This is a genomic window from Sphingobium sp. (genome assembly GCF_033795625.1).
Classification (GTDB): domain Bacteria; phylum Pseudomonadota; class Alphaproteobacteria; order Sphingomonadales; family Sphingomonadaceae; genus Sphingobium.
This window is the reverse complement of record NZ_JARYGI010000042.1, coordinates 1-11,823: the sequence shown is the minus strand read 5'-3', so window position 1 is coordinate 11,823 and position 11,823 is coordinate 1. Positions and strand designations below refer to the sequence as shown.

The following is an 11,823-nucleotide window of genomic DNA, read 5'->3' as shown; positions in this document are numbered from 1 at the left end:
TGGGCGGGCCCTGCGACGTGCAGGAGCCCGCCAGAATCAAGCGATCGCTGGTTTCCGCTTTTGCCGCCGTGCCAGCTCGCCGCGCCATTTGCGGGCCCTCAGCCACATGATGATGCCAGTGATCGCAAGGATCGCCGGAATGATCCCGCCGATGAAGATCACGATCTGCCAGAACAGCCCCATGTCGGTGCCGTCATGGATGCGGCGCATCAGGCGCGCGGTGGTCTCGCGGTTCTCCCGCGGCTTGTCGAGCTTGGCCGCGCCGCTGGCATCCTCGACGGCCACGGTCTTGCCATTGAAGGACACGCTCCATTCCGGCTTCAGGTCGGTTGGCCAGTTGACGGAGGTGACTTGTCCCGTCGTCAGCGCACGGCTCGTCGCAACCGCCTGATCGAGCGAGGTGGCGGGCGCAGCGAGGGGCTTGGCGCGCATCATCGCCATCCGGTCCGGCTGCCCTGGTCGCGCCCGCTGCGCTTCGCCTGAAAACGCCCCGAAAAAGGCCGGAAAGCTGATCCACGCGCCAGTCAGCGACAGCACGAACAGCGGCAGCGCGATCCAGAAGCCCATTTGATGGTGCAGATTGGTGTCGAAGTTGCGATGCCGCTTCCACCGCAGACCTTTCAGCCAGCTACCCACCGTCGGCCACCAGAGCCAGATGCCGGAGACCGTGGAGATCACCATCGCCACGCCGATCCATCCGACGATCTGACGCCCGACGCCCGGAACCAGCAGGCTGCCATGCAGGCCGTGCATGAACCTCACCAGCCCGGCATTGCCGTCCGCTTTATCCAGTACCTTGGCCGTGCCCGGATCCATATAGACCACCGTCCTGCCGGGACGCCCTGCCGGACGGCTACCCGGGCCTTCCTTGCGCGGCTGTGCAGCGGCGACCATCACCGGCTCGCCCTCGGCAAAGCGCAGCGACACGATCCGCTCGCCGGGCGCCAGCACGCTCTGGGCCGCGGCCGCATATGCGGACGGCTCCAGCTTCGCCTGCTCCGAAGTGAAGGCATGACGCTGCGGGTTCAGCGCTTTGTCCAGCGCGTCGTGCCACACCAGTGCCGATCCGGTTATGCAGATCGGAATGATCAGGATGGCGAGCAGCAATCCGATCCATTTGTGGAACTGGAACCAGAAATTCCGCAGCGCTATCTTGCTCATTGCCGACCCTTCGATCCGCCACTGGCGGTGCTTTTGCGTAAAATGCTGTCAATCAGGTGCTGCGACTGATTCGCATGAGCGTGCAAATAGCCACAGTCGTATCGCACTCGCAAGGTTTGGTGGATCGGATGCCGCAATTCGCTCTACATCGATCTGCGCGATCAGGGCATTGAGCGGCAGATTCCGTGCTTCCGCCGCCCCACGCAGGGCGTTCCAGAACAGCGGCTCAAGGCTGATCGATGTCTGGTGCCCCGCGATGGTGACGCTGCGCTTTTCCGGCCCGGCCATGATCGTCCGCGTCACGCGTCGGCTCCTGACCGGGCGGACGCATCAATACATATGTTGACCACCATTGAGCGACAACGTCGACCCAGTGACGAACCCCGCATCCTCGCTGCACAGGAAAGCGACGCCCCGCGCGATCTCGTGCGCCTGGCCCAGCCGCCCGACAGGTATCTTGGCCACGATCTTTTCCAGGACGGGAGCCGGAACGGCCGCCACCATGTCGGTGTCGATATATCCGGGCGCAATGGCGTTGACCGTGACGCCGTATTTCGCACCCTCCTGCGCCAGCGCCTTGGTGAAGCCGTGGATGCCGGACTTGGCAGCGGCATAGTTTACCTGTCCATATTGCCCGGCCTGCCCGTTGATGGAGCCGATGTTGACGATCCGGCCCCAGCCACGGTCCCGCATTCCGCCGAACGTGGCCTTCGCCATGTTGAAGCAGCCGCCAAGGTTGACGCGCATCACGTCGTTCCAGTCCTCGAAGCTCATTCGTTGCAGGACGCCGTCGCGCGTAATGCCGGCGTTGTTGACGACGATGTCCACCGCGCCCAGCTCCGCTGCGACCTTGTCGCACCCTGCAACACAGGCTTCATGGTCGCCCACATCCCACTTGTAGACGGAGACACCCGTGCGGTCGGCGAAGGCCTTCGCCTTTTCGTCATTGCCGGCATAGTTCGCAGCGACGGTGATACCCATGTCGCGAAGGGCAAGACTGATGGCTTCGCCAATCCCCCGCGTACCGCCGGTAACGACTGCAACTCTGCTCATCTGCCTCTCCTCAATCCAGTTTCAGCCGCTGATGTTGAACCATCCGGCAAGTTCACGGCCAAGCAACCGCTTGTAGAGGATGATAGCTTCGACATCTGCATTTAGACAGGGCAAATACGCGAATTTTTCGCCGCCAGCCGCCAAAAACGTGGCTTTTCCCTCCATCGAAATTTCCTCCAATGTTTCCAGACAGTCGGCTGAAAAGCCCGGCGTGAGCACCGCAATCGCCTTCACGCCTGATCCAGGTAATTGCCGGAGCGTGATATCCGTCGCGGGCTCCAGCCACTTCGCGCGGCCAAAGCGCGACTGGAACGTCACCGCCACCTCGCGGCCCAGAGCCTCGCTCAGCAAACGAGCCGTTTTCCGGCACTGGCAGTGATAGGGATCGCCAAGGTGCAGAGTCCGTTCGGGCATCCCGTGGAAGCTCGCGACGATGAGGTCGGGCGCGAAGTCCAGCGTCGCCAGATGCCGCTCCACCGATGTTTTCAGCGCCTCGATATAGGCCGGGTCGTCATGATAAGGCGGCAACGTCCGAACCGCCGGTTGCCAGCGCATCCGCCCAAGCGCCGCAAAGGCCGCATCGTTGGCGGTCGCCGTCGTCGCCGCGCTATATTGCGGATAGAGCGGCGCGAGCAGGATACGGTCGCACCCTGCGTCCTTCATCGCCTGCAAGCGGCTGGCGATGGAGGGGTTGCCATAGCGCATGGCCCATTCCACCGTGACGTTGTCCCCAAGCTCGACTTGCAGAGCCTCCGCCGTGCGCCGGGTGAACACGGCCAGCGGCGACCCTTCGGGCATCCACACCTTCGCATAGGCGGCGGCGGAGCGCTTCGGCCGCGTGTTCAGGATGACGCCGCGCAGGATCGGCTGCCACACCGCGGGCGGAATTTCGACGACCCGCCGGTCGGACAGGAATTCCAGCAGGTAGCGCTTCACCGAAGCCGTGTCGCATCCGTCCGGCGTGCCGAGGTTGATGATCAGCACGCCGATCCGCGGTGGCGGGACGACGGGATGATCGGCAGGTTTCGGCATCGGGTCGAACGGCATCATCATTCCCGCGCAAGAAGGGGCAGGCTGCGAAACCGTTGCCCTGTGACAGTAAACAGCGCATTGGCGAGGGCCGGAGCGACCGGCGGAACCGCCACTTCGCCAACGCCCCCTGCACTTGCCGTGTTGCGGATCAATTCCACCGTGACTTCGCCAATGTCGCCAAGCCGCGGCAGCCCCATGCGCCCCAAAATGGCCCTGGTCGGCAATCCGCCCTCATAGCTGCCCGCCGCGCCCATTGCAGAAGCGAGCCCGAAGATCAGCCCACCTTCGATCTGCTGCCGGGCTATGTCGGGATTGATCTGCTCGCCGCAATCGACGGCGGCGACGATCCGGCTGATGGACAACTTGCCGCCGGACAGCCCCGCCTCGACCATCACGGCCGCATAAGAGCCGCTCATCGCGTGGCAGGCCAGTCCCTGCCCGCTGCCCGCAATGCCGCCTCCCCAACCGCCCAGTGCCGTGGCGGTCGCCAGGCAATGCGCGAGGCGCGGCTGATCGCCCAGCATCTGGATACGGAAGGACAAGGGCTCGATCCCCGCGATCCGCGCCAACTCATCGATGAAGCATTCGTTGAAAAAGGCCGCATAATGATCGGCGTTCGAGCGCCAGCGCCCCGTCGGCAATCCGATATCGGCGGGATAATGATCGACGGCAAACGCGCCCATCGCATAGAGCGGCGCCATGCCATCGACAGCCCGCCGGTCCGCCTTACCCGCAGCCTCACGCATCGCCTCGACGGGCGGAGCATCGCCGGTGATCCGCTGCCACGTCTCCGTCAGCGCAGCCGGTGCAGCGACCTTCGCCAGCCAGCCGTCGATCCGCCCGCCGCGCCCCAGCTTCGCCGCCATCCGCGCATGGGCTGGCGCACGCGGGCGATCGCGGATGATCTCTTCCAGCCGCGACCACATCAGTTGCACCGGCCGTCCCAGTTCGCGGGCGATCAGCGCCGCCTGCACGCCGACATCATGCTCCATACGGCTCCCGAAGGAACCGCCTGCCTGCACGGTATAAAGCGTGACGGCGCTGTCCGGCAGCCCCAGTGCATCGGCTATCGCGGCACGGGCGAGCGTCGGCGCCTGGCTCGCCATCCAGACTTCGGCCTTGCCATCGGCAACGCGCGCCGTCGCGGCAGGCGTCTCGGCGGTCAGGTGCAGTCCCGGCGCAACCTGATATTCGCTGGCGACGATGGTTGCGCCCTCGAACACCGGCAACAACTCGCCCACTTCATAGAGCCGCCGCCCGTCACTACTCGCGAACGCCGCCTCCAGCGCCGCGTCGATCCTTTCGCTCGACAGCAGCGGATTGGCCACCGTGAAGACCGGATCGGCGGCATCCAGCGCCTTGTTCGCCGCCCACCAATTGGTGCCGACCGCCGCCACCCACCGCTCATTCCGCACGAGCTTCAGGAATCCCGTGACCTTCGCCGCCGCCGTTTCGTCGACGCTTTTCAGCACGGCGTCGCCCACCGGGCCGCCGCGCGCGGAGGCAAACACCATGTCGGGAAGCCGGATATCCGCCGCGAAGGTGACGGACCCATCCACCTTGGACGGCAGATCGAGGCGCGGCAGATCCTGCCCCGCCAGCCGCCCGTCCGATCCCTGCCGCATCGGCAGTATCTCGGGCAGCGAGAACCCCGCCGCCTCCGCCGCCAGTTCGCCGATCTTCAGCGTCCGCTGCCCATCGGTGATCAGCCCGTCCTGTATGTCGCAAGCTTCCCAGCCGATGTCCCACCGCGCCGCCGCCGCCTTGCACAGCAGCACGCGCGCCGCCGCGCCCGCCTCGCGATAGGCACGCTCGAACATCCGCACCGATGTAGAGCCGCCCGTCAGCATCAGCGCGGAACGCACGGAATACTGATCCTGCGCCCATCGCCCGGTCGATCCGAGCAGCCGGAGCCAGTCGCTGTCCATCTCCTCGGCGGCCAGCAACGTGTTGGCGTAAAGCGGGCTGACGGGCGCAGGCTGCACCGCCACCGTGCGCCAGTCCGCCCCCAGTTCATCGGCCAGTATCTGCGGCAGCAAAGTCGTGACGCCCTGCCCCATCTCCAATTGCGAAACGATGACGATGACCTGCCCCGCGCGGTCGATCTTCAGGAAGGCATTGAACAGCGTCTCGTTCGCCGCAACATTCACATTCGGCGCATAATCGCGCGGCCATACGCCCCACGCGATCAGCAAACCCGCCGCAGCGCCGCCGCCGATCAGCAGCGTACGCCGGTCGATGTTCGCACCCTTCGCCCTGCCTGCTGTCCCAAAGGATGTACGCGCCATGCCGCCTGATAGAAGCCCCCGCCGCGCGTGGGAAGGCGCTATCTGATGATGCCTAGGCCGCGCCTTCCACTGGCGACAACCCCAGCCGCCGGATCTCGATGGCCGGGCAATGATCCATCACGACCTTGAGGCCAGCCGCCTCCGCCCGCGCCGCCGCGTCTTCGTTGACGACGCCCAGCTGCATCCACACCGATTTCGCGCCCGCCGCAATGGCCTCATCCACCACATCACCCGCCGCCGCGCTGTTGCGGAAGATGTCCACCATGTCGATGGGCACGCCGATGTCGGCAAGGCCGTTCCACACGAACTCGCCATGGATATGCTCGCCGGCAAGCTGCGGGTTGACCGGCAGCACGCGATAGCCATGGCGCTGTAGCGTCGCCATGACGCCATAGCTCGCCCGGTCGGGCCGGTCCGACGCGCCCACCAGCGCAATCGTGCGGGTTTCGTTCAGCAGCGCCGCTATGTCGGCATCGTTCGTCAGGGGCATGGATCGGACCTCCGTCGCATTCAATCTCGACCCTATAGCGGTCGAGACGGGCCGAGGGTTCCGCCGCTCCTCCCTATTTACGCGCGTCCAGCCACTCCAGCAGCTTGCCTGCAATCGCCAGGAACGGCGCAGCCTCGCTGGCGCCTCCCCCAGCAGGCGGCAACCCTGCATCGGACGCAGTACGAATGCCGATGGCAAGCGGTATCCGCCCCAGGAACGGCATCCCCATATGCGCAGCCGCCGCCTCCGCGCCGCCCTGCCCGAACGGATCGGAAACCTCGCCGCAATGCGGGCAGACATAGCCTGCCATATTCTCCACCAGCCCGATCAGCGGCACGTCCACCTGCTCGAACAGGCTGACGGCGCGGGTCGCATCCATCAGCGCCAGATCCTGCGGCGTGGAGATGATGATCGCGCCCGCAGGCTTGTGCTTGGACATCATCGAAAGCTGCACATCGCCCGTGCCCGGCGGCAGGTCCACGATCAGCGTGTCGACATCGACCCACCGGGCGTCCAGCAACTGCCCAAGCGCATTGCCCGCCATCGGCCCGCGCCATGCGATGGCTTGCCCCGGATCGACCAGATGCCCCATCGACAGCATCGGCACGCCCGAAGGGCTGACGATCGGGATCATCTGCTTGCCTTCCGCGGTCGGCTTCTCGCCTTCGCTTCCCATCAGCCTTGGCTGCGAAGGCCCGTAGATATCGGCATCCACCAACCCGACCCGGTGGCCCAGCCGGTGCAGCGCAATGGCGAGATTGGCGGACAGAGTGGACTTGCCGACCCCGCCCTTGCCCGATCCCACCGCGATGATCTGCAGCGTCTTCTTTTCCGCCGTCATCGCCACGCGCACCTGCGTGATCGCCGGAACGTCCCGCATCTCCGCCCGCACCGCCGCTTCCATCACCGCCCGCTGATCTTCGGACAGGCCGCCGACGTCCAGCACCAGCGTCAGCACGCCCTCTTTGATGCGCGGCGCACTGGCGCGCGCCTTGGTGACGGCGGCTAGGCGTTCGGCGATCTGGGCGAGGTCGGGCGTGGCATCGGTCATGGGGCGGGCGCATAATGGAATATCGTCGGAAAGGCACTGTTTTTCCCGCTCCCCCCTTCCTATACAGGGTGCATGAGTAGAAAATTCGGGTGGATGCCGCGATTGATCGCCGCGATGAGTCAGGGGCCTTGGGGCAATAAGGATGGCGGCAGCGGCGGCGACGGCGGCAATGACGGCCCCCGCAACCCATGGACCCAGCCTGGCGGCAATCGCCCGCAGCCCGGCCGCGGCCCCACCGCGATAGAAGAACTGTTGCGCCGTGGCCGCGAAAGCTTCGGCGGCAAGGGCGGCGGCGGCTTCGGGGGCATTCCCCACCGCCCAGACGGCAAGCCGCTCTGGCCGATCGCGCTCGGCCTGATCGTGCTCGTCTGGCTGGCGCTCACCTGCATCCACCGCGTCGGCCCGCAGGAGCGCGGCGTCGCGATGATGCTCGGCAAGTACAGCCGCACGCTCTCGCCCGGCATCAGCATCACCCTGCCCGCCCCGCTGGAGACGGTGCAGACCGTCGACGTGGAGGAAATCCGCACCATCGACATCGGCTCGACCAGCGCCGAAGCCGAAAACCTGATGCTGACTGGCGACCAGAACATCATCGACCTTGCCTATTCGGTGCGCTGGAACATCAGCAATCCGGGCCTCTACATGTTCCAGCTCTCCGACCCCGACAGCGCCATCCGCGAAGTCGCGGAAAGCGCCATGCGCTCGGTCGTCGCCAGCGTAAGCCTCGACGAAGCCTTGGGCGCGGGCCGCACCGGCATCGAACAGCAGGTCGAGTTGCGGATGCAGGAAATCCTCGACGCCTATCGCTCGGGCGTCCGCGTTCAGGGTGTCGCCATCAAGCAGGCCGACCCGCCCGCCGCCGTCAACGACGCCTTCAAGGGCGTGTCGGCGGCACAGCAGGCCGCGCAGACCGACCTCAACCAGGCCCGCGCCTATGCGCAGCAGCAGACGGCCCGCGCGCAGGGCGAGGCCGCGCAGTTCGACAAGACCTACGAACAATACAAGCTGTCGCCCGAAGTCACGCGCCGCCGCATGTATTATGAGACCATGGAGCAGGTTCTGGGCAATATGGACAAGACCATCGTGGAGACGGGCAACGTCACGCCCTATCTCCCGCTGCCCGAGATAAAGCGCCGCGCGGTTGCGCCGCCGGCTGCTGCTGCCACTGCCGGACAGGGAGCCCAGTAATGCCTACCCTGTTCCGCAACCCCATCGCCTTCGCTTTGGTCGCCATCGCGCTGCTGCTGCTCATCGGCAGCACCATCTCCATCGTGCCCGAAACCCGCCAGGCCGTGATCGTGCGCTTTGGCGAGCCGGTCCGGATCGTCAATCGCTATCGCCCCAACGAGCAATTCGGCGCGACCGGCGCGGGCATCATCGCCCGCCTGCCCTTCGCCGAGCAGATCGTCTGGATCGACAAGCGCGTGCTTTCGGTCGAAATGGAGCGCCAGCAGGTGCTCTCCACTGACCAGTTGCGCCTGCAGGTCGATGCCTTCGCCCGCTATCGCATCGTCGATCCGCTGCGCATGTACATCTCGGCAGGCAGCGAGGATCGCGTCTCCGAAGCGCTGCGCCCGATCCTCGGGTCGGCGCTGCGCAACGAACTCGGCAAGCGCCCCTTCGCCGCCCTGCTCAGCCCCGAGCGGGGTCAGGTGATGCAGAACATCGAGGCGGGCCTCAACCGCGTCGCCCGCCAATATGGTGCGGAGATCGTCGACGTGCGGATCAAGCGCGCCGACCTTCCCGATGGCGCGCCGCTCGAAAGCGCGTTCCAGCGGATGCGCACTGCCCGCGAGCAGGAGGCCCTGACGATCCGCGCGCAAGGCGCCAAGCAGGCGCAGATCATCCGCGCCGAAGCCGACGCCAGCGCCGCGCGTGTCTATGCCGAAAGCTTTGGCAAGGACCCGGTTTTCTACGACTTCTATCGCGCCATGCAGAGCTACCGCTACACCTTCGACCCGGCGCGGAGCGGACAGAATTCGATCGTGCTGTCGCCCGACAACGACTTTCTGCGGGAGTTCAGGGGCAAGTAAGTTTCGCGGCGTTCCGGGCTTGCTGCCTGGAACGCACATCATTCAATGTGGGTTAAGGGAAGACGAGGCATCGCAGGAATACCTTCGGTCCCGACCTTTTTCCTTAAAGTCATGAGAGGACAATCATTCGTGCGCTACGCTTATGCCATTACCGGAGCCCTGCTGCTTGGCGGCACTGCCATTGCAGTGACATCCAGCCAGCCGCTCGGCGCGCAGACGGCCCAGAATGAGAATATGCAGGCGGCTGCACCCCGCGGTGCGCCAGTCAGCTTCGCCGATATGGTGGAGAAGCTGCAACCCGCCGTCGTCAACATTTCCACGCGCCAGCGCGTCAAGGTGCAGAACCCGTTCGCCGGAACCCCCTTCGGCGATCTCTTCGGTTCGCCCGGCGGTACGCCGCAGACGCGGCAGGCGCAGTCGCTTGGATCGGGCTTCCTGATCTCGGCTGACGGCTATATCGTCACCAACAACCATGTCGTCGCCCCTGGCGCGGAAGGCGCGACGATCGACAGCATCACCGTCACCTTGACCGATCGCGAGGAATATACCGCGAAGCTGATCGGTCGTGACGCCGCCAGCGACTTGGCGGTGCTGAAGATCGAACCGAAAAAGGCGCTGCCCTTCGTAAAGTTCGGCGACAGCACGCGCGCACGCGTGGGCGATTGGGTCATTGCCATCGGCAATCCCTTCGGCCTTGGCGGCACCGTGACAGCGGGCATTATTTCCGCCGTGCACCGCAACACCGGCGGCGGCAGCGACCGCTTCCTGCAGACCGACGCCTCCATCAATCAGGGCAACTCCGGCGGCCCGATGTTCGACATGACGGGCAACGTCATCGGCATCAACAGCCAGATCCTCTCGCCTTCGGGCGGCAATGTCGGCATCGGCTTCGCGATCCCCTCCGAGCAGGCCGTCCCGGTCATCGACACTCTGCGCAAGGGCCAGAGCGTGCGTCGCGGCTATCTGGGCGTGCAGATCACGCCGCTCTCCGACGACATCGCCGAATCGCTCGGCCTTGCGAAGAACCGCGGTGAGTTCATCCAGGGCGTCGAACCCGGCCAGGGCGCGGACAAGGCAGGCATCAAGGCTGGCGACGTCATCGTCAAGGTGAACAATCGCGAAGTCACGCCCGATGAGACGCTCTCGTTCATCGTCGCCAACCTTCCGATCGGGTCGCGCGTCCCCGTCGAACTGATCCGCAACGGCAAGCGCATGACGGTGACTGCCGTCGTTGCCCAGCGCCCGCCCGAAGATCAGTTGAGCGCCTTCAACGCGCCCAATGACGAGGACTTTGCCGATCCGCAGCAGCAGCCCGACAGCGGCGCGGCCGCTGCCCAGCAGAGCCTTGGCGTCGCCGTCACGCCGCTGACTGCCGGCATCGCCCGGCAGCTTGGCGTGCCTGCCGAGACGCGGGGCGTCGTCATCACCACGGTCGACCCGTCGACCGACGCGGGCGCCAAGGGCCTCCGCCGCGGAGATATCATCCTCTCGGCCAACAATCGCCCCACCGCGACCGAGGCCGACCTGAAGGCTGCCGTCGCGCAAGTGACCGCCGCAGGCCGCAACGCGATCCTGCTACAGGTGCTTCGCCGCGGCCAGCCTGCAACCTTCGTCGGCATCCGCCTGCGCGACAAGTAACGCGCGGGACCGGCATCGAACTGGCATCTTAAGCCAATGAAATAAAATAAGACTTCGATCGCTCGCGTCTCAAGATACCATGAAAAATACCATCAAAATTCGTTCATTTTTAGTTCGACATTTGTTCGCGGCAAATCGCCGCGTTTTTGCGGCGAACTGCTTCCGACCGGGTGCGACCACCTTTTAAGACCGAGTTATGCCCAGAAGAGCTTGATCGCCGGGCAGCTAAGCGCTTGATTTCGCAATAAAATCATAGACTTGCGAATTCACCAGGGGCATTAATAGCACGATCTGGATTCTTGGAAAAGACTGGACGTGAGTGGATATGGTGGTTCGAGTCCTCCAGATTAGCGACTGATTGAATGCATGTCCGAAATATACCTACAAACTTCGGACAAATGAGTGAGCCCCTAGACCTGAAGACCCGCATTCTGCAGCGGATTAGCGCCAGTACGCCACGCAGCGTATGGGCGGTGGCGGACTTTCTCGACCTCGCTACGCGCGACGCTATCGACAAGGCTCTCCAGCGTCTCGTCGCCACCGACACGCTTCGCAGGATCGACAGAGGCCTATATGACAAGCCGGACTTCAACAGCCTCACCAAGGCGCCGAGTCCCGCTGATCCCCGCCAGGTGGTCGAGGCGATCGCCCGCCGCGATCAGATACGCGTCCTGGTCGACGGCATGACTGCCGCCAACGACCTTGGCCTCACCAACGGGGTGCCCGCCAAGATCGTCGTCCACACCGATTCCCGACTGAAACCGGTCCATCTTGGCAATCTCGAAATCAGTTTCCGGCACACGGCCGCCAGCAAGCTCTTCTGGGCCGGTCGCCCGGCCATGCGGATCGTCCAGGCACTCCACCGGTTGCGCGACACTGCGGCCGACGCCGAGGAGGACCGCTCTGTCCGCCATCGGCTCCAGCAGCTCCTCTGGCGCGAGCCGGATGGCGTGCGGCTACGCAAGGATCTGCATGACGGCATGTCGGAATTGCCGGCCTGGATGCAGGACTATCTGAGAACCATCCTCACCGCCGAGCCCAAAGCCGCATGAACCCAAATTACGATGCGATCCTGTC

At 65.0% G+C, this 11,823-nt stretch carries 11 protein-coding genes; 4 read left to right on the top strand and 7 right to left on the bottom strand.

All coding sequences use genetic code 11. The features are described 5' to 3' along the window. Positions 1-36: 36 nt before the first annotated feature. The 7 genes from QHC67_RS16200 to QHC67_RS16170 all read right to left on the bottom strand — a co-directional run bounded on the left by QHC67_RS16200 (position 37) and on the right by QHC67_RS16170 (position 7,075). Complete coding sequence (locus tag QHC67_RS16200) at positions 37-1,161, bottom strand: PepSY-associated TM helix domain-containing protein (RefSeq protein ID WP_319295845.1); 1,125 nt, start codon at positions 1,159-1,161, stop codon at positions 37-39. A gap of 48 nt (positions 1,162-1,209) precedes the next feature. Continuing rightward, positions 1,210-1,449 carry a ribbon-helix-helix domain-containing protein gene (locus QHC67_RS16195; RefSeq protein ID WP_319295865.1) on the bottom strand — a complete coding sequence of 80 codons (240 nt, stop codon included), beginning with the start codon at positions 1,447-1,449 and terminating at the stop codon, positions 1,210-1,212. A 42-nt stretch (positions 1,450-1,491) separates the two neighbouring features. Further along, entirely contained in the window at positions 1,492-2,214 is a 723-nt protein-coding gene (gene phbB, locus QHC67_RS16190) for an acetoacetyl-CoA reductase (RefSeq protein WP_319295843.1), read from the bottom strand. 21 nt (positions 2,215-2,235) lie between these two features. After that, positions 2,236-3,246 carry a ferrochelatase gene (hemH, locus tag QHC67_RS16185; RefSeq protein WP_319295864.1) on the bottom strand — a complete coding sequence of 337 codons (1,011 nt, stop codon included), beginning with the start codon at positions 3,244-3,246 and terminating at the stop codon, positions 2,236-2,238. A gap of 17 nt (positions 3,247-3,263) precedes the next feature. Next, positions 3,264-5,534: a xanthine dehydrogenase family protein molybdopterin-binding subunit gene (locus tag QHC67_RS16180; protein ID WP_319295842.1), complete on the bottom strand. Its 2,271-nt coding sequence runs from the start codon at positions 5,532-5,534 to the stop codon at positions 3,264-3,266. Positions 5,535-5,586: 52 nt separating this feature from the next. Next, complete coding sequence (locus QHC67_RS16175; RefSeq protein ID WP_319295840.1) at positions 5,587-6,024, bottom strand: CoA-binding protein; 438 nt, start codon at positions 6,022-6,024, stop codon at positions 5,587-5,589. Positions 6,025-6,097: 73 nt separating this feature from the next. Beyond that, positions 6,098-7,075 (bottom strand): Mrp/NBP35 family ATP-binding protein, encoded by a 978-nt coding sequence (locus QHC67_RS16170; RefSeq protein ID WP_319295838.1) that lies wholly within the window; start codon positions 7,073-7,075, stop codon positions 6,098-6,100. 72 nt (positions 7,076-7,147) lie between these two features. Between QHC67_RS16170 and QHC67_RS16165 the strand changes: the two genes are divergently transcribed. The 4 genes from QHC67_RS16165 (at position 7,148) to QHC67_RS16150 (ending at position 11,798) form a co-directional block, all read left to right on the top strand. Further along, positions 7,148-8,263, top strand: coding sequence for a protease modulator HflK (locus tag QHC67_RS16165; protein WP_319295836.1), 1,116 nt, complete (start codon positions 7,148-7,150; stop codon positions 8,261-8,263). Then, entirely contained in the window at positions 8,263-9,108 is an 846-nt protein-coding gene (locus tag QHC67_RS16160) for a protease modulator HflC (protein WP_319295835.1), read from the top strand. The genes QHC67_RS16165 and QHC67_RS16160 overlap by 1 nt, the downstream gene beginning before the upstream one ends. Before the next feature lie 129 nt (positions 9,109-9,237). After that, the gene (locus QHC67_RS16155; RefSeq protein ID WP_319295834.1) at positions 9,238-10,746 is read left to right on the top strand and encodes a Do family serine endopeptidase; all 1,509 of its coding nucleotides are present in this window, start codon (positions 9,238-9,240) and stop codon (positions 10,744-10,746) included. Positions 10,747-11,144: 398 nt separating this feature from the next. Beyond that, positions 11,145-11,798 carry a DUF6088 family protein gene (locus QHC67_RS16150; RefSeq protein WP_319295832.1) on the top strand — a complete coding sequence of 218 codons (654 nt, stop codon included), beginning with the start codon at positions 11,145-11,147 and terminating at the stop codon, positions 11,796-11,798. Positions 11,799-11,823 lie beyond the last annotated feature (25 nt).

Bases quoted from the DNA above. Each gene is read 5' to 3' on its own strand.
- QHC67_RS16160 (WP_319295835.1), top strand. From the start codon at position 8,263: ATGCCTACCCTGTTCCGCAACCCCATCGCCTTCGCTTTGGTCGCCATC.
- phbB (WP_319295843.1), bottom strand. From the start codon at position 2,214: ATGAGCAGAGTTGCAGTCGTTACCGGCGGTACGCGGGGGATTGGCGAA.
- QHC67_RS16180 (WP_319295842.1), bottom strand. From the start codon at position 5,534: ATGGCGCGTACATCCTTTGGGACAGCAGGCAGGGCGAAGGGTGCGAAC.
- QHC67_RS16195 (WP_319295865.1), bottom strand. From the start codon at position 1,449: ATGGCCGGGCCGGAAAAGCGCAGCGTCACCATCGCGGGGCACCAGACA.
- QHC67_RS16170 (WP_319295838.1), bottom strand. From the start codon at position 7,075: ATGACCGATGCCACGCCCGACCTCGCCCAGATCGCCGAACGCCTAGCC.
- QHC67_RS16200 (WP_319295845.1), bottom strand. From the start codon at position 1,161: ATGAGCAAGATAGCGCTGCGGAATTTCTGGTTCCAGTTCCACAAATGG.
- QHC67_RS16175 (WP_319295840.1), bottom strand. From the start codon at position 6,024: ATGCCCCTGACGAACGATGCCGACATAGCGGCGCTGCTGAACGAAACC.
- QHC67_RS16150 (WP_319295832.1), top strand. From the start codon at position 11,145: ATGAGTGAGCCCCTAGACCTGAAGACCCGCATTCTGCAGCGGATTAGC.
- QHC67_RS16165 (WP_319295836.1), top strand. From the start codon at position 7,148: ATGAGTAGAAAATTCGGGTGGATGCCGCGATTGATCGCCGCGATGAGT.
- hemH (WP_319295864.1), bottom strand. From the start codon at position 3,246: ATGCCGAAACCTGCCGATCATCCCGTCGTCCCGCCACCGCGGATCGGC.